Origin of the sequence: Bordetella bronchialis, from assembly GCF_001676705.1 — a bacterium.
Lineage (GTDB): Bacteria > Pseudomonadota > Gammaproteobacteria > Burkholderiales > Burkholderiaceae_B > Bordetella_C > Bordetella_C bronchialis.
This window is the reverse complement of the sequence record NZ_CP016170.1, coordinates 2629245-2652464: the sequence shown is the minus strand read 5'-3', so window position 1 is coordinate 2652464 and position 23220 is coordinate 2629245. Positions and strand designations below refer to the sequence as shown.

The following is a 23220-nucleotide window of genomic DNA, read 5'->3' as shown; positions in this document are numbered from 1 at the left end:
CGCGCGGAAACCAAATGAGTATTGTCGAAAACCGCAAAGCGTCCCACGAATATTTCATCGAAGACCGCTACGAGGCCGGCCTGGTCCTGCAGGGTTGGGAGGTGAAAGCCATACGCGAGGGCCGCGTGCAACTGAACGAAAGCTATGTGATCGTGCGCGATGGCGAGCTGTACATCCTGGGCATGCATGTCAGTCCCCTGCCCACGGCGTCCACGCACATCCATCCCGACGCGGCGCGCACGCGCAAGCTGCTGCTGCACGCCGAAGAGATCAGCAAGCTGATAGGCAAGGTCGAACAGCGCGGCTACACTCTGGTCCCCTTGAACCTGCACTACAAGGCCGGACGGGTCAAGCTGGACTTTGCCCTGGGCCGCGGCAAGAAGCTGCACGACAAGCGCGATACGGCCCGCGACAAGGACTGGGCGCGGGAAAAGGAACGGCTGATGAAGCACGACACCAGGGCCTCGCGCCGCGACGCGTCCTGATCTACCGGATCACCACGCGGTCCCGGCCGTCCACCTTGGCCGCATACAAGGCGCGGTCGGCGCGCTGCACCAGCGCCTCCATGCTTTCCTCGCCGTCCCACTCCACCAGTCCGCCGCTGAAGGTATAGGCAATCGTCCGTTCGCCGTGCGGGCAGCCGCTGCCCCGCACCGCGTCCAGCAGGCGGGTGGTGGCGAAGGCCGCGGCGTCGATGCGGGTGTCGGGAAACAGCACGGCGAACTCTTCGCCGCCCAGCCTCCCCAGGATGTCCTCCCGGCGCAGCGCCGCCGCCGCGACCCGGCCGAAGTGCTTCAACACGGCGTCGCCCAAGGCATGCCCGTGCGTATCGTTGACGTTCTTGAAGCGGTCGATGTCCAGCATCAGCAGCGATAGACGCTGGTCGCCGCGCATGGCGCGCGCCATGGTCTTCTCGGCCAGCAGCCACCAGGCCTTGCGCGATAAGGTACCGGTCAGCGAATCGGTATTGGCCTCGCTTTCGCGCTCCGCCAGCATGCGGTCATGCACCATCAGCACCATGCCCAGCGTCAGGCTGGGCACCACCAGCACGCCGATCGACAGGAAGATCAGGTGCAGCGGCGTGTCGGTGGCCAGCATGGGCATGACCTCCCATCTCACCCCGTAAAGCACGCCCCGCACGCCATGGCCGATGGATTCGAACCAGGCCACCGACAAGGCGAACAGGTAGGGATAGCCGGGGCGGTCGCGCGGCCGGCCACGCTGGATGGCCAGGCCGATCGCGGCCATCAGTACACAGTGCAGGATGGAAACGACCAGGATGCGGGTGTTCGTGTCGCGCCATACATACCAGAACAGCACGATGCCCAGCGTCGTCGCCGCGACCGCGGTGGCCAAGGCCTTGCGCGGTACGGCGCGCCCGAAGAACAACAATACCGACGCATAAAAATAGGCGACGCCGGCCGCCATCAGGAAATTGGCCAGCACGACGCCCAGGATGGGCGGCAAGGCCGCCTGCGCGGCGAAGCCGATCAAGGATACGAAAACCAGCCCGGCTCCCCATATCGCTTCGCGTATCCCGGCGATGCCGCTGCGCGCCAGGGATCCCAGCACCACCAGCATCAGGCAATTGGTGAGCGCCGTGAGTATCAGCAGTACGACGGATGGGGCCATTGAGAACGCGCGTGGCGGCGGGCTGGCGATCGCCCGCCAGCGCCGGTTCTATTTCTGCGTCGATTTGACGATGGACATCGCCGAGGCGATCAGGCCGCCGACGTCGGCCAGGTTGGCCGGCAGGATCAGCGTATTGCCCTTTTGCGCCACATTGCCGAAGGCCTCGACATAGCGCTCGGCCACCCGCAGGTTGACCGCCTCCATGCCGCCGGGCTGGCGTATGGACTCGGCGACCTGCGTCACGGCGCGCGCCGTGGCTTCGGCGATCGCCAGGACCGCGGCGGCCTCGCCCTGGGCCTTGTTGATCTGCGCCTGCTTTTCGCCTTCCGAGCGGGCGATGGCGGCCTCGCGCTCGCCGGTCGCGATGTTGATCTGTTCCTGGCGGCGGCCTTCGGACGCGGCGATGAGCGCGCGCTTCTCCCGCTCGGCGGTGATCTGCGCCTGCATCGCGCGCAGGATTTCGCCGGGCGGGGTCAGGTCCTTGATCTCGTAGCGCAGGACCTTCACGCCCCAGTTCAGTGCGGCCTCGTCCAGCGATGCGACGATGGTCGTATTGATGAACTCGCGCTCTTCGAACGTGCGGTCCAGCTCCAGCTTGCCGATGACGGAGCGCAGCGTGGTCTGCGAAAGCTGCGTGATCGCCGAGATGTAGTTCGACGAGCCGTACGAGGCGCGCATGGGATCGGTCACCTGGAAATAGAGCACCCCATCGACCTGCAGCTGCGTGTTGTCGCGCGTGATGCAGACCTGGCTGGGCACGTCCAGGGGGATTTCCTTGAGCGAATGCTTGTAGGCCACGCGCTCGATGAAGGGGATGACGAAGCCGGCGCCGGGCGACAGCACGCGATCGAATTTGCCCAGGCGCTCCACCACCCAGGCATGCTGCTGCGGCACGATGGCGATGGATTTCACGACGATCAGGATCGCCAGCAGGACGACGACGATCAGGACGATGGTGGAAGGATCTAGCATGGCATCAGCCTTGGACGGAGGAAGAAGAAACGGACGGTCGCGGCTTGACGATCAACTGGCTGCCCCGCACTTCCGCGATGACTTGTTCGCCCGGGACGGGATCGCAGCCGGACGCCAGCACGGCATCCCAGCTGGCGCCGCGATACCAGACCCGGGCCGTGCGCCCGCCGGCCCAGTCCGTGACGGTGACGGTCTGGCCGATATCCAGATTGATGTCGGCATTGCCGTGCGGATCGATTCCACGCTTCTTCAATACGCCAGTGAAGCGCAACAGCAACAGCCCGGCGATCACCACCACGCCGCACACGGCCAGTTGCCCGGCCACCGCCAACCCGCCGATGGCGGCCAGGCCGCCCGCCGCCAGGCCAGTCGCCACCAGCAGCAGATAGAACGTCCCCGTGGCGACCTCGCCGATAAGCGCCAGCACGGCCAGCCCGAACCATATCCACATCACATATACCTTTCTTGCAGTTAGCGACCGATTGTACGATTTTGCAGAAATTAGGGAGAAATGGATGAGCATGGCGCGCGATCTGCCGCCATCGCGGGCCGCGCGGAGATCAACGTCCGTTCAACGGCAGCCCCGCCGCGCTACATTATGATCGTGCCCTGCTATCTCGCGGCGCACATCCCGCGGCGCACATCAATCATGACCGCAATCGACCTGCCTGTACTCATCATCCACACCGGCGACCCCGAAGATCCCATCCGGGCCCGGCACGACAGCTATGCCGGCTTCGTACGCCGCGCCGCCGGCCTTGCGCCGGAAGACGTCCATATCGTTCCCGTATTCCAGGGCGAACCGCTGCCGGACCCGGCGCGCTACCGCGCCGCCTTTATCACCGGATCTCCGGCCATGGTCACCGACCGCGAACCCTGGAGCGAGCAGACGGCCCAGTGGCTGCGCCACGCGGCCGCGCAGGGCTTGCCGATGTTCGGCATCTGCTACGGCCACCAATTGCTGGCGCACGCGCTGGGAGGCCTGGTGGCGTACAACCCGGCCGGCCGCGAAGTCGGCACCCACATGGTCCAGCACCTGGCGGAAGACCCGCTGCTCGTGGATCTGCCGCGCCCCTTCCCCGCGCAGATGATGCACCTGCAATCCGTCATCCAGCCTCCGCCGGGCGCGATCGTGCTGGCCAGTTCGGCGCTGGACGCCCACCAGATGCTGCGCATGGGCCCCAACATCGTGTCGACGCAGTTCCATCCGGAATTCCCGCCCGAATTCGTGCTGGACAATCTGGAACGCAACACCGCCAAGTACGGCCGCGAAGACATGGATGTCGAAGCCCTGAAACAGGACGTCCGCCCCACGCCGGAAGCAGCCGGCCTGCTGCGCCGCTTCCTGGCCCTGCACGCCCCCGTACCGGCCTGACGGCGCAGCAAAAACCGGAGTGCGCGCCGCGCCCGCATGGGGCATCCTGGCACCGTGACGGTGTACGAAGGACACAACAATGCGGGGTACGATGACGGCAAATCCCACCACGGCGCGCGCCATGAATCCTCCCTCCCCACCCGCGCACCCCCATGCGGCCCTGGTCGAACAGGCCTGCCGCGCCATGGAGTCCGGCCAGGCCGCGGACCTGGCCACGCTTGCCGGCCAGGCCGGCATGAGCCGCTTTCATTTCCATCGCGTGTTCAAGGCGGTCACCGGCATCACGCCCAAGGCCTATGCCAACGCGGTGCGGGCATCGCGGGCGCGGCAGCAGCTGGACCAGAAGCGCAAGGTGACCGACGCGATCTACGAAGCGGGCTTCAACTCCAGCGGCCGCTTCTACGAGTGCGTGCCCGACATGCTGGGCATGACGCCCACCGAGTTCCGGCGGCGCGGCGCCGGCCTGCGCATCCGCTTCGCGGTGGCCCAGTGTTCCCTGGGCGCCCTGCTGGTGGCGGCCACGGACAAAGGCGTCTGCCAGATCGCCCTGCACGACGATCCGCAGGCGCTGGTGCGTAACCTGCAGGACCGTTTCGCCCAAGCCAGCCTGGTGGGGGCGGACGAAGAATTCGAGCGCTGGGTGGCCCAGGTGGTGGGATATGTCGAAAACCCCGCCACGGGCTTGTCCTTGCCCCTGGACGTGCGGGGTACCGCCTTCCAGCAGCGGGTCTGGGAAGCGCTGCGGCAGATCCCGCTGGGCAGCACGGCAAGCTACAGCGATATCGCGCGCCGCATCGGCGCGCCGGCCGCCGTGCGGGCGGTGGCCCGGGCCTGCGCCACGAACGAACTCGCGCTGGCCATACCCTGCCACCGCGTGGTTCGTACCGACGGCTCGGCGGGCGGCTATCGATGGGGCGTCGCGCGCAAGCTGGAATTGCTGGCGCGCGAAGAACAGGCCGGCAAACGCTGACGCCTACGGTCCGCCCCCTTCACGGGGACCGGACCGTCCGGCCGTGCTTAGCGATCAGCCGGCCAGGCGCTGCCAGGTATCGACCACCGTGTCCGGGTTCAGCGACATCGACAGGATGCCCTCGTCCTTGAGCCACTGCGCGAAGTCGGGATGGTCGCTGGGACCCTGTCCGCAAATGCCGACATACTTGCCCTTGGCCAGGCAAGCCTGGATCGCCCGCCGCAGCATGAACTTGACGGCCTCGTCGCGCTCGTCGAAGTCGGCGGCAAGGAGCTCCATGCCGGAGTCGCGGTCCAGGCCCAGCGTCAGCTGCGTCATGTCGTTCGAGCCGATGGAGAACCCGTCGAAATAGTCCAGGAAGGACTCGGCCAGGATGGCGTTGGACGGCACTTCGCACATCATGATCAGCTTCAGGCCGTTCTCGCCGCGCTTCAGGCCGTTCTTGGCGAGCAGGTCCACGACACGGCCCGCCTGGCCCAGCGTACGCACGAAGGGAACCATGATCTCGACGTTGGTCAGGCCCATGTCGCCACGGACGCGCTTCAGGGCCTCGCATTCCATGCGGAAGCAATCGTCGAATTCCTGGGCGATGTAGCGCGACGCGCCGCGGAAGCCCAGCATGGGGTTTTCTTCCTCGGGCTCGTAGCGCGAACCGCCCACCAGCTTGCGGTATTCGTTGGACTTGAAGTCCGACAGGCGCACGATGACCGGCTTGGGCCAGAAGGCCGCGGCGATGGTGGCGATGCCCTCGGCGAGCTTTTCGACGAAGAAGGCCCGCGGGCTGGCATAGCCGCGCGCGGCGGATTCCACCGCCTTTTTCAGCTCGGTATCGACGTTGGGATAATCCAGCACCGCCTTGGGGTGGATGCCGATATTGTTGTTGATGATGAATTCCAGGCGCGCCAGGCCGACCCCTTCGTTGGGGATCTGCGCGAAATCGAAGGCCAGCTGCGGATTCCCGACGTTCATCATGATCTTCACGTCGATTGCCGGCATCTCGCCACGGCGGACTTCCTCGACTTCGGTTTCGATCAGGCCGTCGTAGATGCGGCCCTCGTCGCCCTCCGCGCAGGACACGGTAACCGCCTGGCCTTCCTTCAGGTCGTCGGTGGCCGTGGCGCAGCCCACGACCGCGGGAATGCCCAGCTCACGCGCGATGATCGCGGCATGGCAGGTACGGCCGCCACGATTCGTGACGATGGCCGCCGCGCGCTTCATCACCGGCTCCCAGTTGGGGTCCGTCATATCGGTGACCAGCACATCGCCCGGCTGCACCTTGTCCATTTCCGACACGTCGGCCACGATGCGCACCGGGCCGGAACCGATCTTCTGGCCGATCGCGCGGCCCGTGACCAGCACGTGGCCGGTCGCCTTCAGGCGATAGCGCTGCTGTACCTCGTTGCCGTTCTGCTGCGACTTCACGGTTTCCGGACGCGCCTGCAGGATGTAGAGCTTGCCGTCGACGCCATCGCGTCCCCATTCGATATCCATGGGGCGGCCGTAGTGCTTTTCGATGATGACCGCGTAGCGCGCCAGCTCGATGACTTCCTCATCGGTGAGCGAATAGCGGTTGCGCTCGGACACCGGCACGTCCACCGTGCGGACGGCGCGGCCTTCCGGACGTTCCGGGTCGAATTCCATCTTGATCAGCTTGGAACCGATGCGGCGGCCGACGATGGGGTACAGGTTCTTTTCCAGCGTGGGCTTGAACACGTAGAACTCGTCGGGGTTGACGGCGCCCTGCACCACCGTTTCGCCCAGCCCGTAGGAGGACGTGATGAACACCACGTCCTTGAAGCCGGATTCGGTGTCGATGGTGAACATCACCCCCGCGCTGCCCTTGTCGGAGCGCACCATGCGCTGCACGCCGGCGGACAAGGCCACGTCGGCATGCGCATAGCCCTTGTGCACGCGGTAGGAGATGGCACGGTCGTTGTACAGCGACGCGAAGACGTGACGGATCTTGTCCAGCACGTCGTCGATGCCCACCACGTTCAGGAAGGTTTCCTGCTGCCCGGCGAAGGAAGCGTCGGGCAGGTCTTCCGCGGTGGCGGACGAACGCACCGCGAACGAGCCCTTGCCATCCGCGTCCAGCGCGGCAAAAGCGGTACGGATCTGCTGTTCGAATTCGGACGAGAACGGGGCGTCGACGATCCATTGGCGGATCTGCGCGCCGGCCGTTGCCAATTCGCGTACGTCTTCGGGGTTGAGGGAGGCAAGACGATCGGCGATGCGCTGGTCCAGGCCCGACGACTTGAGGAAATCGCGGAAGGCCTCGGCCGTGGTCGCGAAACCGCCGGGCACGCGTACCCCCGCGCCCGCCAGCTGGCTGATCATTTCACCTAGTGATGCGTTCTTGCCTCCTACCGAGTCCACATCCGACATGCGGAGCTGCTCGAACGAAACGACGTACGACATTGAAGTCACCTTTTACAATGGAAAGAAAGCGAGTTTGGTCAGGGCGTGAAAGACGCGCTGGCCAAACTGGCCTTGGGACCGCATTGGGGTGACTTATCGGGGCCTGATTGTACCCGGTAGGATCTGCCTTACCTCCTGCCTCGTTGGAATTTTTTACATATGACCCAGCCCCCGCTCGAACGCACTGTCTACATCGTTTCGGACAGCACCGGCATCACCGCCGAGACCTTCAGCCACTCGGTACTGGCCCAGTTCGAGAACGTGAACTTCCGCCAGATCCGCCTGCCATTTGTCGACACTTTGCAGAAGGCCGAGGAAGCTGCCCTGCGGATCGACCGCAATGCCGCGGAAACCGGCATGCAGCCCATCGTTTTCAGTACGCTGGTGCATCCCGAAATCATGGCGCGGGTGCGGCAGGCCAACGGTATCTTCCTGGATCTGTTTGGAACCTTTGTAAGCCATATCGAGCAGGAATTGGGGCTGAAATCCAGCCATTCCATCGGCCGCTCCCACATGGCCGCCAACAGCGAGAAGTACCGCAACCGCATCGACGCCATCAATTTCAGCCTGTCCCATGACGACGGGCAATTCGTTACAAACCTGAGCCAGGCGGACGTCATCCTGGTGGGGGTTTCCCGCTGCGGCAAAACGCCCACCAGCCTGTACCTGGCCATGCAGTATGCGATCAAGGCGGCCAACTTCCCCCTGACGCCCGACGACTTCGAACGGGGCGTCCTGCCCGCGACGCTGGCGCCCCACCGCAGCAAGCTGTTCGGCCTGTCCATCCAGCCTGACCGGCTGGCGGAGGTGCGCCACGAGCGCCGCCCCAACAGCAAGTACGCATCCATCGAGCAATGCCGCTATGAGGTGGCCGAGGCCGAGCGGCTGATGCGGCGCGAAGGCATCGAGTGGCTATCCACCACGACCAAATCCATCGAGGAAATCTCCACGACGGTGCTGCAGGAAGTGGGGCTGGATCGCGGCGGCTGACGGCCGTGCGCTATCGCGCGTCGCCGGCGCCGTGGAAGCGGCGCCGCTGCTCGAACAGGCAGATCGCGGCGGCGACCGCCACGTTCAAGGACTCCACGGCCTGCGTATCGTGCGGGATGCGCACCCGCAGGCCGGCGGCGCCCAGCAGGGCCGGGTCCACGCCCTGCCCTTCGTGGCCGAAGATCCATGCGCAGCGCATGGGCAGATTCGCGTCGTAGAGCGAAATCGATTCCTGCAGCGCGGTGGCCACCAGGGGCACATCCAGCGTGTGCAACATCGCGGCAAGGTCCACGCGTTCGTGCAGCGCCACCGCGAAATGCGCGCCCTGGGCGCTGCGCAGCACCTTGGGCGACCAGGCGGCGGCGCAGCCTTCGGACAGCAGGATGCGCGGGATGCCCGCCGCCGCGCAGGTGCGGATCACGGTCCCGACGTTGCCGGGATCCTGCAGACGGTCCAGCAGCACGCAGGTTTCGTCGATGCGCGCCGGCAAGGCAGGCTGTGGCGGCTGGACCAGGAAGGCGACACCCTGGTCGCTCTGGACGCTGGCCAGGCCGTGCAACAGGCGACCGTCCAGGCTGACGCAGATCTCCTGGGGCAGCGCTTGTATAAGGTCGGCGATCTCGGGTCGATCCAGCCGCGCGGCATCGAACACGGCCCGCAGCGGGGCCCCATGATGCCGCAGCCAGGTCTGGCAAAGATGCACGCCGTCCAGCAGGACCTGGGATTCGCGCCTGCCGGCCGCGGCGGCCACGCGTTGCAGGGACTTGACCAGCGGATTGTCGCGCGAGGCGATGTGCTTCATAGCTGGATGAGCAGATCCTTGACCGGCGAAAAGCTGCGCCGGTGCTCCGGACACGGTCCGTGCTCGCGCAGGCGTTCCAGGTGCATCACGGTGCCATAGCCCTTGTGCTGGTCGAATCCATAATGGGGATACAAGCCATGCAGGCGTACGAGATCGGCGTCCCGCGCGGTCTTGGCCAGTATGGAAGCGGCCGATATGGCCGGCACCAGGGCGTCGCCCTGGATCACGGTTTTCACGCCGCAAGGCAGGCGCGGCGCCTGGTTGCCGTCGACCAGGGCCAAGCCCGGCTTGATGCCCAGGCCCAGCACCGCGCGCCGCATCGCCAGCAAGGTGGCGCGCAGGATATTCAGCGTATCGATTTCGCGCACGCTGGCGCGCGCCACCGACCACGCCAGTGCGTACTCCTTGATTTCCAGGGCGAGTTCTTCGCGCCTGAGCGCGGTCAGCATCTTGGAGTCGGCCAGGCCGTCTATGGGGCGGGCGGGATCCAGGATGACGGCGGCGGCATAGACGGCGCCCGCCAGCGGTCCCCTGCCGGCTTCGTCCACGCCGGTGATGATGACCTCGCGCAGGCCCTCGTCGCCGAACATGTCACCTTGCTCCACGCGCCACCTCGTTTATCGCCTGCGCCGCCAGTGTCGGCGTATCGCGCAGCAGATCCGTATGCAGGGCGGTGAAGCGGGCCTCGATGCTTGCGGCGTGGGCCTCGTCGGTCAGTGCGCGCCAGGTCGCTTCCGCCAGTTTGTCGGGGGTGGCGTCGTCCTGCAGCAACTCTGGAACGGCAAAGTCGCGCAGCAGCACGTTGGGCAGGCCCACCCATGGCAAATAGGGACGTTGCTGCCCCGATTTCCAGGCCATGATACGTCTCATCCACGGCGACAGCACATAGGAGATAACCATGGGACGCTTGTAGAGCGCCGCTTCCAGGGTGGCGGTGCCGCTGGCAACCAGCACGGCATCGGCGGCCTCCATCGCGGACCAGGCGACGGGCGCCGTCGCTTCGCTTCCCGTGGCGCCGCCGGGCACCGGCGCGGCGCCGACGACGGGCCCCTCACTACCCAGGACGGACCGCGAGGCCGCCTGGATGTCCTCGGCCGTGACGATGCGTAGATTTTTTACGGGATGCTGGCGCAGGAAGCCTTCGAATTCCGCCCGACGCGCCGCATTGACCATGGGGACCACGCATTGCAAGGCGGGATCGCGCGCCTGCAACTGTTGCAGTGCCTGCAAAAAGCGCGGCGCCAGCACGCGGATCTCCGACGAGCGGCTACCCGGCAGCATGGCCAGCACGCGCGCGCCGGCGTCGATGCCCAGCCGGGCGCGCGCGGCGGCGCGGTCCGGCTTCATGGGGATGGTTCCGGCAAGCGGATGGCCCACGTAGGTGACCGGGATGCCCTCCTTGCGATAGATATCGACCTCGAAGGGAAACAGCACCAGCATGTGCGAAACCGCCTGGCGGATCTTATGGATGCGGTCGTAGCGCCACGCCCAGATGGAAGGCCCCACGAAGTGCACCGTGGGGACCCCCGCCTGCCGCAGCTGGAGTTCGAGCTTCAGGTTGAAGTCCGGCGCGTCGATGCCGACAAAGACGGATGGCCGTTCGGCCTGCATGCGCCGCTTGACGTCGCCATAGATGGCCAGCAGGCTGGGGATGCGCTTGAGGGCGTCGACATAGCCGAAGACCGTCAGCGCATGCATGGGATGCCAGCTGTCGAAACCTTGCGCCTGCATGCGCGGCCCGCCGATGCCCGCGCAGGACACCGCGGCATCGTATCGGCGCAGGCCTTCGATGATGCGGCCGGCCAGCAGATCCCCGGAGGGCTCGCCGGCGACCATGCCGATGCGCATGTTCACGGCCGGATAATGCCGCGGCGCGATTGATCCAGGAAGTCCAGCATCACCTGCAGGACTTCGCGGGTTTCCGGTTCGGTGTTCTGGCGTTCGCGCAGTTCGGCGCGCGCTTCGTCCAGCGACAGGCCGCGCCGGTAGATGGCCTTGTAGGCATCGCGCAGCGCCGATATGACGGCCGGCGTAAAGCCGCGGCGCTTCAGGCCTTCGACATTGATGCCGACCGGCCGGCAGGGGTTGCCCGCGGCCAGCACATAGGGCGGCGTGTCCTGCATGAGCGAACTATTGCCGCCCGTCATGCTGTGCGCGCCTATCGTGCTGAACTGGTGCACGCCGGTCAGCCCGCCCAGAATGGCCCAATCGCCTACCCGCACGTGGCCGCCCAGTTGCACGCCGTTGGCCAGGATGGTGTTGCTGCCGATATGGCAATCGTGCGCGATGTGCACGTAGGCCATGATCCAGTTGTCGCTGCCCAGCGTCGTCACGCCGCCGTCCTGCACCGTTCCCGTGTTGAAGGTGGTGAACTCGCGCACGGTGTTGCGGTCGCCGATTTCCAGGCGGGTGGGCTCGCCGTTGTATTTCTTGTCCTGCGGCATGCCGCCGATGGAGCAAAAACGGTAGAAGCGGTTATCGCGGCCGATGGTGGTGACGCCGTCGATGACGCAATGCGCGCCGATCTCAGTCCCCGCGCCGATACGAACCTGCGGGCCGACGATGCTGTACGGACCGATAACAACGGAACTGTCGATCTCAGCGGCCGGATCGACCACGGCGGTGGGATGGATGTGACCGGTCATTTATGCTTCCAGGCTGCGGATGGCACACATGAGCTTGGCTTCGGCGACCAGCTGGCCGTCCACCAGGGCACGGCCGGCATATTTGCAGATGCTGCGGCTCAGCCGCTCGGCGTCCACTTCGATACGCAGCTGGTCGCCCGGCAGCACGGGACGGCGGAAGCGCGCGCCGTCGATGCCAACGAAGTAATACACCGTGGACGCGCCGCCGGCATCGTCATTCTTCAGCGCGGATTCATCCGAGAAGGAGAACAGCGCGGCCGCCTGGGCCATGGCTTCCAGGATAAGCACGCCCGGCATGACCGGATGGTGCGGGAAGTGTCCGGTGAAGAAAGGCTCGTTGATTGAAACGTTCTTCAGGGCAACGATGGATTTGCCGGGCTGGATGTCGATCACGCGGTCGATCAACAGCATCGGGTAACGATGCGGCAAGCGATCCAGGATCCCCTTAATGTCGAGTTCCATGAGTATGTTCCTGCATTGCAATTCTTTTACGGCATGCCGCGCTAGCCATGCACGCGATGTTATTCCTGTTCCAGCGTCCGCACGCGGCGGCGCAGCTGTCCCAACTGCTGGATGACAGCGGCATTGCGCTGCCAATCGCCATGTTCCGCATACGGATAGACGCCCGTATAACGCCCGGGCTTGGAAATATTCGACGTAATGGCGGTACCGCCGGAAATATGAACGTCGTCGGCCAGGGTCAGATGGCCGGACAGCATGGAGGCGCCGCCTATGGTGCAGCGTTCTCCTATGGTGGTGGATCCCGCGATGCCGACGCAAGCGGCAACGGCCGTATGCGCGCCGATCCGGACGTTATGGGCCACCATGATCTGGTTGTCCAGCTTGACGCCATTGCCGATGACGGTGTCCTCGAGCGCGCCACGGTCTATCGTGGTGTTGGCGCCGATTTCGACGTCATCGCCCACCGTCACGCCACCGAACTGCGGAATCTTGCCCCAGGCGCCCTTGCCCAGCGCCGGGTCCGGCGCGAAACCGAAGCCATCCGCGCCCAGCACGGCCCCCGAATGGATGATGGCGCGCGCCCCGATCGTTACGCCTGCATACAACGTTACCCGGGCATGCAAGAGCCCCGACGCGCCGATGGACGAGCCGGCGCCGATGACGCACCCTGCTCCCAGGACGGTATCCCGGCCGATGCGCGCCCCGGCTTCGACCACGCAGTGCGGGCCGATGCGCGCGCCGGACTCGATGACGGCGTCGTCGGCGACCACCGCCGTGGGATGGACCGAGCCCGGCAGCGCCGGGCGGCGCGCACGGTCGAACCACTGGGCGATGCGCGCGTACAGCAGGTATGGGTGGGGCGTGACCACCCGCGCGAAACCGGGCGCGGCGGACTGGGCCGCCAAGGCCTGCTCCACGTCGGGCGTGACGATGACCGCGCAGGCCCGCGTGGCGGGCAGCTGGTTCTGGTAACGGGGATTCGAAAGAAAGCTGATTTCGCCGGGACCGGCGGTGGCCAGGGTGCCCAATCCCTGTATGCGAGGCAGCGTCCCGCCGGACGGGACGCTGATCTGCCAGCTCAGGCCTTGTGTGTCGGTATCCGCCAATAACTCGTCAAGTAACGGCGCGCGAGTGGAATCTAGCAGAACCGGCATGGTGGACGCGTTACTTGCCCAGGGCCTGGATCACTTTGTCGGTGATATCCACGCGCGGGCTGACGGTGACCGCGTCCTGCACGATCAGGTCGTAGTTCTCTTTCTCGGCGATGTTCTTGATGGCCGCGTTGGCCTTCTGAACGATGGAAGAGAACTCTTCGTTGCGGCGGCGGTTGAAGTCTTCCTGGAATTCGCGGCGGCGACGCTGCAGGTCGGCATCCATGTTGCTGAGGTCGCGCTGGCGCTTCATGCGATCCGACTCGGACAGCACGGGCGCGTCCTTGTCGAATTTTTCGGCCTGGGCGCGCAGATTGGTTGCCATGCGCTGCAGCTCGGCGTCGCGCGCCTTGAACTCGGATTCGATCTTGGCTTGCGCCGCGCGGGCCGGGCCCGATTCGCGCAGGATGCGCTCGGTATTGACGAAGCCGATTTTCGTCCCTTGCGCAGCCGCGGGCGCCGCGTACGACGCGCCCAGCAGCAGCGCGCCCGCCAGCGCCAGCACCGCCGCCAGGGAAGCGGGGCCTTTGCGCGATGAACGGGACAATTTGCGTACGAAAATAGACATCATGAAAATTTCACCTTCCGATAAGGTCAAGCAAACCAGTATTGTGCCACTAAACCGGCAGCGGATTGGGCGGCCGGAAACATCCGGCCACCTTTGATTTGCGTTTAGAAACCAGTACCGATCTGGAACTGGAAGCTCTGGGTGTCGTCACCCGACTTCGCATTGAGCGGACGGCCATAGGACAGCTGCAGCGGTCCCAGGGGCGATTGCCAGGACAGGCCGACACCCGCCGAATAGCGCCATCCGCAGGGGTCCTCGACTTCGTTGTTCTTGCCGGCCGTGCAGGTCAGGCCCGAGCCCGGCTGCACGCGGCCCGCGTCCGTGAACAGGAACCAGCGCAGGGTCTTGTCCTTGGTGGCGCCGGGGAACGGCAGGTACAGCTGTGCATTGGCAACGATACGGCGCGCGCCGCCCAGGAAGTCGCCGGTAAGCGTATCGCGCGGGCCCAGCGAAGCGCCCTCGTAGCCGCGCACCGAACCGATACCGCCTGCATACACGTTCTTGATGACGGGGAAATCCTTGCCGCCGTACGCCTGCCCCCAGTCCATCATGCCATTCAGGGCCAGCGTGTAGCTGCGGCCCAGCGGCAGGTAGTACTGCTGCTGCGCCGACAGCATGGTGTACTTCAGGTCCATCGTCGACACATTGGCCTGCAGCTTGGTGAAGTAGCCCTTGGTGGGCGCCAGGGCGCTGTCGCGGGTGTCCTTGTTCCAGCCGGTGGTCAGCAGGATGGAGTTGGTGGTATCGCCATATTGGTCGACGTACTCCTGGTAGGCCAGCGGGGAATTGCTATCCAGGTGGACCCGGTTGCGCTCGAAGGCGGCGCCCAGGATGATGCGGTCGTACTCGGAGATGGGCACGCCGAAGTTCATGCCCAGGCCCATCGTGTCGACCCGGTATTCGCCATCGTTGTCGATGAAGGGCCTGGTCTGGCGGTAGTACAGCGACGTCGTGCGGCTGATGCCGTCCTTGGTCCAGTAGGGATCGGTGTGCGACAGCACCACGGCGCGGTTGGTCTTGCTGGTGTTCAGCTGCAGCGTCAGGTTGGTGCCGCTGCCGAAGACGTTGTCTTCGCTGATGCCGGCGCTGAAGATCGCCCGGTCGGTGGACCCATAGCCCACGCCCAGGTTGACCATGCCGGTCGGCTTTTCCTTGACGTCCACGTTGACGTCCACCTGGTCGGGCGAACCCGGCACCGGATCGGTCTTGACGTTGACGTCGTTGAAATAACCCAGGCGGTCGACACGGTCGCGGGACATCTTGATATCCCCCGCGTCGTACCACGCGGCCTCTTCCTGGCGCATTTCGCGGCGGATGACCTCGTCGCGGGTACGGGTGTTGCCGCCGATCTGGATGCGGCGGACGTACACACGGCGGCTGGGATCGACGTAGAAGGTCAGATCGGCCTCGTGCTTGGCGCGATCCAGCTGGGGATTCGGGTTGACGTTGGCGAAGGCGTAGCCCAATTCGCCCAGGTAGTCCGTGATGGCCTTGGCGCTGTCGTTGGTCTTGGCGGCGGAGAACGTTTCACCGGCCTTGACCTGCACCAGGGCTTCGATCTGCTTGTCCAGGCCGAGCAGGTTGCCGGCCAGCTTGACGCTGCGGACCTTGTAGGGCTCGCCCTCGTGCACGGTATACGTGATGTAGATGTCCTTGCGGTCCGGCGAGATGGTGACCTGCGGCGGCTCCAGCGTCATTTCCAGGTAGCCGCGATCCAGGTAGAACGAGCGGATCCGCTCCATGTCGCCTTCGAGCTTTTCACGCGAATACTTGTCGGTATCCGTGTACCAGGTCAGCCAGCCCGGCGTGGTCATCTGGATCTGGTCCAGCAGTTCGCTTTCCGAGAACGCCTTGTTGCCGACGAAGTGGATTTCGCGGATCTTGGCCACATCGCCTTCGAAGATATCGAAACTGATACCGACGCGGTTGCGGGGCAGCGGCGTCACCGTGGAGGTGACTTCCACGCCGTACTTGCCCTTGGACATGTACTGCTGCTTGAGTTCGAGCTCGGCGCGCTCCAGCATGGAACGGTCGAAGATGCGGCCCTCGGCGAAGCCGACGGTGCGCAGCGAATCCAGGATGGCCTTGCTGTCGAACTCCCGCATGCCATTGAACGTGATGGAGGCGATGGTGGCGCGCTCCTGCACCACGACGACCACGACGTTGTTGTTGGTCTCGATCCGCACATCGCTGAAGAAACCGCTGCCGTACAGGCGGCGGACGGCGTCGGTGGCGGTGTCCTCGGTGAAGGTATCGCCGACCTTGAACGGCAGGTAGCCGAAGACGGTGCCCGCATCGATACGCTGGATGCCCTCCACGCGGATGTCCTTGACGACAAAGGGATCGAAGGCGTGCGCCAGCGCCGGCAACAGCAGCAGCATGGCGACTAGCCCCGCCCAAATAGCCTTGGTGGGCTTAAACATCCAGCGGAAAAACATCCTGGGGGATCCTTGGTGGTCCAAATGGCGGAGTTGTTGGTGCAAATGGCGGAGGATTTTAAGGCAGAACACGCCTGAACGAAAGGCAGGGGCCGCCGGGGGCCGGGCCGGATCCGGGCCCGGCGCGCGCGCCTAGGTGAAAAGCCGGGCGAAATCGTTGAACAAGGCCAGCCCCATCAGGCCCGCCAGCAAACCCAGCCCGGCCCGCTGGCCGATGTCCAGCCACCGCGACGGGGGCGGGCTGCCACGCACGATTTCGATCAGGTAATACAGCAGATGGCCCCCGTCCAGCATAGGAATGGGCAGGAGATTGAGCACGCCCAGGCTGATGCTGATCAAGGCCAGGTAGGCGATGTACGCCGCCAGGCCCACGCGCGCGGTCTGGCCGGCGTAGTCGGCGATGGTGACCGGCCCGCTGATATTGCGCCAGGACACGGCGCCGGTGACCATGCGTCCCAGCATGCGCAGCGAGAACCAGGCCGTATCCGCCGTGCGCGTCACGCCCTGCCACAGGCTGTCCATCGGGCCATAGCGCACGGTCACCATGGGGATATCGCCGCCCAGCTGTACGCCGATGCGGCCGACGGTCTCGCCGTTTTCGATGCGTTCGGCGCGCGGCGTGACAGTCAGGGTGACATCGGCGCCATCGCGCCGCACCAGCAGCGGCACGGCCCGGCCGGCCTGCCGCTGCACGGCCTGCACCACCGAGCTGACGTCCCCGGCGGGCTGGCCGTCCACCGCAAGAATGACATCGCCCGCCCGCAGGCCCGCCTGTTCGCCGGCGCTGCCGGCCACCACACCGCGCACCACCGGGCGCGGCTCCTGCAACCGCAAGCCGGCCAGCGCCAGCGGATCCCCCTGGGCGGGATCCAGGCTGCTTTCGCCCAGCGTCAGCTCGCGTTCGTGCGTGGCGCCTTGCGGCGATCGCACGCCGATCTGCACCCGCCCGCCGCTGGAAATGTGGTCCATCAACTGCCAGCGGGCGTCGTTCCACGACACGACCGGTTCGCCGTCGATGGACAGGATGCGGTCCCCGCCTTCCAGGCCGGCGTGGGCCGCGGCGGTGCCGGCGGCCGGCCGCGCCAGGAAGGCCGCGGGCTCTTCCACCCCGGCCAGGTTCAGGCCGGCGTACAGGAAGACCGCCAGGATCAGGTTGAAAACCGGCCCCGCGGCGACGATAAGGATGCGCTTGCCCACCGGCTGCGGATTGAAGGCCCGGGCGGCTTCCGCCGCCGGGGCCCCGGGTGGCGGGTCGTCCTGCATCTTGACGTAGCCGCCCAGCGGAATCGCCGAAACCGCCCATTCGGTGCCATGGCGGTCGACGCGGCGCAGCAGGACCTTGCCGAATCCGACGGAAAAGCGCAGCACCCGCACGCCGCACAGCCGTGCCGCCCAATAGTGGCCCAGCTCGTGGAAAGTGATCAGGATGCCCAGCGCGACGGCGAAGGCGAGCAAGGTGAAAAGCATGGGGCTATACCAAGATGATGAATGCGCCTGGGCCGCGCGGGGACCGCGCGGAGCGCCCGCGTGGCAGGGCGCGATCAACGGCAGGCAGGGACGGAACGCTCGGCCTGGGCGCGGGCCGCGGCGTCCGCCGCCAGGACGTCGTCCAGGTGGCCCAGCGTAACAGATGGCCGACCGGCATGCCACTCCAGGGTCCGCGCGATGACGGAAGAAATCCCGGTATACGGCAGGCGCTCGTGCAGGAAGGCATCGACGGCGACCTCATTGGCGGCGTTCAGCGCAATGCAGGCCCCCTGTCCCGCCGACAGCGCGTCGAAGGCCAGTCCCAGGCAGGGAAAGCGCCGCAAGTCCGGCTTTTCGAAGTCCAGCCGCCCCCAGCGCGCCAGGTCCAGCAGCCCCACCCCGCTGGCCAGCCGGTCCGGAAACCCCAGGCCATATGCGATGGGCGTACGCATGTCCGGCTGGCCCAGCTGCGCCAGGACCGAACCATCGTCGTACTCGACCATGGAATGGACCACGCTCTGCGGGTGTATCAGCACCTCGATGCGATCCTGCGGCATGGCGAACAGCCAATGGGCCTCGATGACCTCCAGCCCTTTGTTGAGCATGGTGGCGGAATCCACGGAGATCTTGCGCCCCATGCTCCAGTTGGGGTGCTTGCAGGCCTGGGCCGGCGTAATGCCGTGCAGCTGGTCCGGGTCGTGCTGGCGAAAGGGCCCGCCCGACGCGGTCAGTATCAGGCGGCGCACGCCGGCGGCCGGTCGCGTGGGGGCCGACGCGCGTTCGCCATGCGGCAGGCACTGGAAGATGGCGTTGTGTTCGCTGTCGATGGGCAGCAGTTCGGCGCCATGGTCGCGGACCGCCCCCATGAACAGGGAGCCGGCGGCGACCAGGGCTTCTTTGTTGGCCAGCAGCACCCGCTTGCCGGCCCGCGCGGCCGCCAGCGCGGACGGCAGCCCGGCCGCGCCGACGATGGCCGCCATGACCGTATCGCAGTCCGGATCGGCCGCGGTCTCGGCCAGGGCCTGCGTGCCCACCCGGACAGCGGGCAGCGGGACACCCGGCTGCCACGCCTGGACGAAGCGCGCCCTGGCGTCCTCGTCCGGCACGACGACGACCCGCGCGCCGGTGGCGCGTGCCTGCTCCGCGAGCTTTTCCATGCGGCTATGGGCGGACAGCGCATGAACGCCAAGCCTGTCGGGGTGGCGGGCGATCACATCCAGGGTGCTTTCGCCGATCGACCCCGTGGAACCCAGCACGGCGATACGCTGAAACGCAGTCAAAACAGTACTCCACTGAGAAGCAAGGCCACCGGGGCCACCGGCAGGATGGCATCGATGCGATCATAGACCCCACCGTGCCCAGGCAGGAGGTTGCTGGAATCCTTGCGGCCGGCGCGTCGCTTGAGCAGCGATTCGAACAGGTCGCCGACGATGGAAAGCACGGCGAGCAGCACCGCCACGGGCAACGCGCCCCACAGCGTCCAGCGCTGGACCAGCGCGTGGCCGAAGGTGCCGTCCCAGGCGCTGCTGACGCCTATCCACAGCACGGCGGCGGCCACGCCGCATACCGCCCCTTCGATGGTCTTGCCCGGGCTGACGCGGGGCGCCAGCTTGTGGCGGCCCAGGGCGCGTCCGCCGAAATACGCGGCGATATCGGCCGCCCAGACCAGCGCCAGCAGGGACAACAGGAAGACCGCCCCGCGCGACATGAACAGCAAGGCCAGTACGGCCCAGGCCGCCATCAGCGCCAGGATCGCGAACAGGGTCAGCGACAGGCTGGCGGGCGGCGCATCGCTGCGGCCGCGCACGACGGCGATGGTGCCGCCGACGATCCACAGCAGCGCCGACACGGGCACCACCCAGTTGAACAGCAAGGCGTGAGAGGCCTCGGCGGCGAAGTCATGGTCGCCGCCAGCCGTCCACCAGAATGTCACGCACAAGGCCGCGACGCCCAGTAAAGCGCCGACCGCGACGGCGCCGGCGCCGCCCTGCGCGGGCAGCGTAAGGCGCGCCCATTCCCAGCCGGCACAGGCGGTGGCCACGGCAAGCAGGGCCATGAACGGCCAGGGCGTGGGCGCCGCCATCGTGGCGGCCAGGATGGCAAGAAGGATGACGGCTGTGACGATGCGCTGGCGCAGCATGAAGTCTCCTAGGACGAGAGTCCCGCCCTCATGGCGGGTACCGCGTATTCTGCCGCCTTTTTATCCCGGCGCCGCGCGGTCACCGCTTCGCGGATGCGATCACCTGGGCGCTGGTGCGGCCGAAACGCCGTTCCCGCGTCCGGTACCACTCGAAGGCTTCTTCCAGTTCGGGACCGCCGAAGTCCGGCCAATAACGGTCGGTAAAGAAGAGCTCGGTATAGGCCAATTGCCAGATCAGGTAATTGGAGATGCGCTGTTCGCCCCCGGTGCGGATGAACAGGTCGGGTTCGGGCGCCCAGGCCATGGACAGATAGCGGCCCAGCGTGTCTTCGTCGATGCGTTCGGGCGTCTGCGCCAACGTGGGGTTTTCGACGATCATCCGCCGCATGGCCTGCAGGATGTCCCAGCGCCCGCCGTAGTTGGCGCATACGGAAAGATGCAGGCGGTCATTGTGCGCGGTGCGCGCCTGGGCCTGCTCGATGAGTTCGCGCAGCCGCGGTTCGAACGGAGACAGGTCTCCCACCACGCGCAGGCGCACGCCCTGGGTATCGAGCTTGTCGACTTCCCGTTCCAGAGCCTGGACGAACAGGCGCATCAGCAGGGAGACTTCCTCGGCGGGCCGGCGCCAGTTTTCGGAACTGAAGGCGAACAGGGTCAGGTAGCGGACGCCGCGCCGCCCGCAGGCTTCCACGACGCGCCGCACGGCCTGCACACCCTTGGCATGCCCGGCCGTGCGCGGCAAGTGCCGCCGCGTCGCCCAGCGGCCGTTGCCATCCATGATGATGGCAACGTGCTGGGGGATATCCGACGTCTGGGGAACCGCCTGGGTGGAACTGATAGTCATGAGGATGGCAGGACCGGGCGCAAGGCCGTCAGACGGTCATGATCTCCGCTTCTTTCTGGGCGATCAGCTTGTCGATTTCGCCGACGCAGCGATCGGTGAGCTTCTGGATTTCGTCCTGCGCGCGGCGCTCTTCGTCTTCCGAGATGGACTTGTCCTTGACGAGTTTCTTCAAGGCTTCATTGCCTTCCCGGCGCAGATTGCGCACCGCGATCTTGGCGTCCTCGCCCTCGTTCTTGACCACCTTGGTCAGGTCGCGGCGCCGCTCTTCGGTGAGCGCCGGCATGGGCACGCGGATGGTGTCGCCCATGGATACGGGGTTCAGGCCGAGGTCGGATTCACGGATGGCCTTTTCCACCGGGCCGGCCATGTTTTTCTCGTACGGCTGGACGCTGATGGTACGCGCATCGACCAGGTTGACGTTGGCGACCTGGCTGATCGGCACGGGCGAACCGTAGTACTCGACATGCACGTGATCCAGGATACCGGTGTGCGCACGCCCGGTACGGATCTTGGACAGATTGACCTTGAGCGTTTCGATGGACTTGGCCATCCGGGACTCGGCCGATTTTTTGATGTCTGCGACGCTCATTGCGACTCCTTCAATTCAAACGTGTACCAGGGTACCTTCATCTTCACCGGTGACCGCGCGTTTCAGCGCGCCGGACTTGTTGATGGAAAACACCTTGATGGGCAGCTTCTGGTCGCGGCACAGCGCGAAAGCGGTGGCGTCCATCACTTCCAGGCGGCGCACGATGGCTTCGTCGAAGCTGATGCGGGAATAGCGCGTGGCGGTGGGATCCTTGTTGGGGTCCGCGCTGTAGATGCCGTCCACCTTGGTGGCTTTCAGCACGATCTCCGCGCCGATTTCGGCGCCGCGCAAGGCGGCCGCCGTATCGGTCGTGAAGAAGGGATTGCCGGTGCCGGCCGCAAAAATCACCACCTTGCCCTCTTCCAGGTAGCGCAGGGCCTTGGGACGGATATAGGGCTCCACCACTTGTTCGATGTTCAGCGCCGACTGCACCCGCGTGTCCACGCTGCGGTGCTTCAGGGCGTCCTGCAGGGCCAGCGCGTTCATGATGGTGGCCATCATGCCCATGTAATCCGCCGTCGCCCGGTCCATGCCCTGGGCGCCCGGCGCCACGCCGCGAAAGATATTGCCGCCGCCGATGACAATGGCCAGCTCCACGCCCAGATTGACGATTTCGGCGATTTCCTCGGTCATCCTGGCGATCGTGGCGCGATTGATGCCGAACGCGTCGTCGCCCATCAGGGCTTCGCCGGACAGTTTAAGAAGAACCCGCTTGTACGATCTGCTGGCCATGAGCGATATCCCTAGAACGATCCGACGGAAGTGTAAGACAAGAAATAGGCCGGTCACTCGCCGGCCTGTAATAAAAAAGCAGCAATGCGGAAGGATAAACGGCTGATCAGGCGCGGCCGGCGGCAGCGGCTGCAACTTCCGCCGCGAAGTCGGTGGTCTTCTTCTCGATGCCTTCGCCCACGATGAACAGCGAGAAACGCGCGATACCGGCGCCTTCGGCCTTCAACATTTGTTCGACGGTCTGCTTGTCGTTCTTGACGAAGGGTTGCGACAGCAGGGTCACTTCCTTCAGGAACTTCTGCACCGAGCCTTCGACCATCTTGGCGACGATGTCGGCGGGCTTGCCGGATTCGGCGGCCTTCTGCTCGGCGACCGAACGCTCGGTGGCGATGTCGGCGGCGGGCACGCCTTCGGCATTCAGCGCCTTGGGCTTGGTGGCCGCGATGTGCATGGCCAGGTCCTTGCCGATGCTATCCGCACCGTTGAAGTCCACCAGCACGCCGATCTTGCCGCCGTGCACGTAGCTGGCCAGCTTGTTGGCGGTTTCCATGCGCTGGAAGCGGCGGATGGAGATGTTCTCGCCGATCTTGCCGACCAGGCCGGTGCGCACCGTTTCCACCGTGCCGCCTTCCAGCGGCAGGTCGGACAGCGCCGCGACGTCGGCGGGGTTCTTGGTGGCGACCAGTTCCGCCAGCTTGTTGACGTAGGCGACGAAGTCGTCGTTCTTGGCCACGAAGTCGGTTTCGCAGTTGACTTCGATCACCGCGCCCTGCTTGGCGTCGGCCGAGATGTACAGGCCGATCAGGCCTTCGGCGGTGACGCGGGCGGCGGCCTTGCTGGCCTTGTTGCCCAGCTTGACGCGCAGGATTTCCTCGGCACGGGCCAGATCGCCCTGGGCTTCGGTCAGCGCCTTCTTGCATTCCATCATGGGCGCGTCGGTCTTCTCGCGCAGTTCCTTGACCATCGAGGCGGTAATTTCAGCCATGTTCGCTCCATTCTTGCTAAAGCACGCCCCGGACGGGCCG

The 23220-nt window shown here is 65.8% G+C and carries 23 protein-coding genes; 4 read left to right on the top strand and 19 right to left on the bottom strand.

What is annotated here, in order from left to right:
* Positions 1-14 precede the first annotated feature (14 nt).
* A complete protein-coding gene (gene smpB, locus BAU06_RS11725) occupies positions 15-485 on the top strand; it encodes an SsrA-binding protein SmpB (protein ID WP_066349154.1) in 471 nt (156 codons plus the stop codon).
* 1 nt (position 486) lies between these two features.
* Here the strand turns inward: smpB and BAU06_RS11720 are convergent, their stop codons facing one another.
* The 3 genes from BAU06_RS11720 to BAU06_RS11710 are packed head-to-tail and all read right to left on the bottom strand — an operon-like array spanning position 487 to position 3055.
* Positions 487-1632 carry a GGDEF domain-containing protein gene (locus BAU06_RS11720; protein WP_066349152.1) on the bottom strand — a complete coding sequence of 382 codons (1146 nt, stop codon included), beginning with the start codon at positions 1630-1632 and terminating at the stop codon, positions 487-489.
* Between the two features lie 48 nt (positions 1633-1680).
* A complete protein-coding gene (locus BAU06_RS11715; protein WP_066349146.1) occupies positions 1681-2604 on the bottom strand; it encodes an SPFH domain-containing protein in 924 nt (307 codons plus the stop codon).
* Positions 2605-2608: 4 nt separating this feature from the next.
* On the bottom strand, positions 2609-3055 hold the full coding sequence (locus BAU06_RS11710) for an NfeD family protein (protein ID WP_066349140.1): 447 nt from the start codon (positions 3053-3055) through the stop codon (positions 2609-2611).
* Between the two features lie 198 nt (positions 3056-3253).
* Here BAU06_RS11710 and BAU06_RS11705 point away from each other — a divergent pair, with 198 nt between their 5' ends.
* Both BAU06_RS11705 and BAU06_RS11700 read left to right on the top strand, forming a co-directional pair.
* Positions 3254-3979 carry a glutamine amidotransferase gene (locus BAU06_RS11705; RefSeq protein WP_066358899.1) on the top strand — a complete coding sequence of 242 codons (726 nt, stop codon included), beginning with the start codon at positions 3254-3256 and terminating at the stop codon, positions 3977-3979.
* Positions 3980-4100: 121 nt separating this feature from the next.
* Positions 4101-4949 (top strand): bifunctional transcriptional activator/DNA repair enzyme AdaA, encoded by an 849-nt coding sequence (locus BAU06_RS11700; protein WP_082988545.1) that lies wholly within the window; start codon positions 4101-4103, stop codon positions 4947-4949.
* Positions 4950-5003: 54 nt separating this feature from the next.
* Here BAU06_RS11700 and ppsA read toward each other — a convergent pair whose 3' ends face one another.
* Positions 5004-7367, bottom strand: coding sequence for a phosphoenolpyruvate synthase (ppsA, locus tag BAU06_RS11695; protein WP_066349132.1), 2364 nt, complete (start codon positions 7365-7367; stop codon positions 5004-5006).
* A 159-nt stretch (positions 7368-7526) separates the two neighbouring features.
* Here ppsA and ppsR point away from each other — a divergent pair, with 159 nt between their 5' ends.
* On the top strand, positions 7527-8357 hold the full coding sequence (gene ppsR, locus BAU06_RS11690) for a posphoenolpyruvate synthetase regulatory kinase/phosphorylase PpsR (RefSeq protein WP_066349131.1): 831 nt from the start codon (positions 7527-7529) through the stop codon (positions 8355-8357).
* A 10-nt stretch (positions 8358-8367) separates the two neighbouring features.
* Here the strand turns inward: ppsR and BAU06_RS11685 are convergent, their stop codons facing one another.
* The 15 genes from BAU06_RS11685 to tsf form a co-directional block, all read right to left on the bottom strand.
* Positions 8368-9159: a TrmH family RNA methyltransferase gene (locus BAU06_RS11685; RefSeq protein ID WP_066349129.1), complete on the bottom strand. Its 792-nt coding sequence runs from the start codon at positions 9157-9159 to the stop codon at positions 8368-8370.
* Positions 9156-9764 (bottom strand): ribonuclease HII, encoded by a 609-nt coding sequence (rnhB, locus tag BAU06_RS11680; RefSeq protein WP_066349128.1) that lies wholly within the window; start codon positions 9762-9764, stop codon positions 9156-9158. Before rnhB ends, BAU06_RS11685 begins: the two co-directional genes overlap by 4 nt.
* The gene (gene lpxB, locus BAU06_RS11675) at positions 9751-11013 is read right to left on the bottom strand and encodes a lipid-A-disaccharide synthase (protein ID WP_066349121.1); all 1263 of its coding nucleotides are present in this window, start codon (positions 11011-11013) and stop codon (positions 9751-9753) included. Before lpxB ends, rnhB begins: the two co-directional genes overlap by 14 nt.
* The gene (gene lpxA, locus BAU06_RS11670) at positions 11010-11804 is read right to left on the bottom strand and encodes an acyl-ACP--UDP-N-acetylglucosamine O-acyltransferase (RefSeq protein ID WP_066349119.1); all 795 of its coding nucleotides are present in this window, start codon (positions 11802-11804) and stop codon (positions 11010-11012) included. Before lpxA ends, lpxB begins: the two co-directional genes overlap by 4 nt.
* Complete coding sequence (gene fabZ, locus BAU06_RS11665; protein ID WP_066349115.1) at positions 11805-12266, bottom strand: 3-hydroxyacyl-ACP dehydratase FabZ; 462 nt, start codon at positions 12264-12266, stop codon at positions 11805-11807.
* Between the two features lie 59 nt (positions 12267-12325).
* Positions 12326-13420 carry a UDP-3-O-(3-hydroxymyristoyl)glucosamine N-acyltransferase gene (lpxD, locus tag BAU06_RS11660; protein WP_066349113.1) on the bottom strand — a complete coding sequence of 365 codons (1095 nt, stop codon included), beginning with the start codon at positions 13418-13420 and terminating at the stop codon, positions 12326-12328.
* A 10-nt stretch (positions 13421-13430) separates the two neighbouring features.
* Positions 13431-13988: an OmpH/Skp family outer membrane protein gene (locus BAU06_RS11655; protein ID WP_066349111.1), complete on the bottom strand. Its 558-nt coding sequence runs from the start codon at positions 13986-13988 to the stop codon at positions 13431-13433.
* Positions 13989-14089: 101 nt separating this feature from the next.
* Positions 14090-16423 carry an outer membrane protein assembly factor BamA gene (bamA, locus tag BAU06_RS11650; protein WP_082988155.1) on the bottom strand — a complete coding sequence of 778 codons (2334 nt, stop codon included), beginning with the start codon at positions 16421-16423 and terminating at the stop codon, positions 14090-14092.
* 132 nt (positions 16424-16555) lie between these two features.
* Positions 16556-17890: an RIP metalloprotease RseP gene (rseP, locus tag BAU06_RS11645; protein ID WP_066349106.1), complete on the bottom strand. Its 1335-nt coding sequence runs from the start codon at positions 17888-17890 to the stop codon at positions 16556-16558.
* Between the two features lie 74 nt (positions 17891-17964).
* Complete coding sequence (locus BAU06_RS11640) at positions 17965-19170, bottom strand: 1-deoxy-D-xylulose-5-phosphate reductoisomerase (protein WP_066349104.1); 1206 nt, start codon at positions 19168-19170, stop codon at positions 17965-17967.
* Positions 19167-20030 (bottom strand): phosphatidate cytidylyltransferase, encoded by an 864-nt coding sequence (locus BAU06_RS11635; protein WP_066349102.1) that lies wholly within the window; start codon positions 20028-20030, stop codon positions 19167-19169. The genes BAU06_RS11640 and BAU06_RS11635 overlap by 4 nt, the downstream gene beginning before the upstream one ends.
* A 79-nt stretch (positions 20031-20109) precedes the next feature.
* Complete coding sequence (gene uppS / locus BAU06_RS11630) at positions 20110-20874, bottom strand: polyprenyl diphosphate synthase (RefSeq protein WP_066349096.1); 765 nt, start codon at positions 20872-20874, stop codon at positions 20110-20112.
* A gap of 28 nt (positions 20875-20902) precedes the next feature.
* Positions 20903-21463 carry a ribosome recycling factor gene (gene frr / locus BAU06_RS11625; RefSeq protein ID WP_066349094.1) on the bottom strand — a complete coding sequence of 187 codons (561 nt, stop codon included), beginning with the start codon at positions 21461-21463 and terminating at the stop codon, positions 20903-20905.
* A gap of 15 nt (positions 21464-21478) precedes the next feature.
* Positions 21479-22195 carry a UMP kinase gene (gene pyrH, locus BAU06_RS11620; protein ID WP_066349092.1) on the bottom strand — a complete coding sequence of 239 codons (717 nt, stop codon included), beginning with the start codon at positions 22193-22195 and terminating at the stop codon, positions 21479-21481.
* Between the two features lie 106 nt (positions 22196-22301).
* On the bottom strand, positions 22302-23180 hold the full coding sequence (gene tsf, locus BAU06_RS11615; RefSeq protein WP_066349090.1) for a translation elongation factor Ts: 879 nt from the start codon (positions 23178-23180) through the stop codon (positions 22302-22304).
* Between the last annotated feature and the right edge of the window lie 40 nt (positions 23181-23220).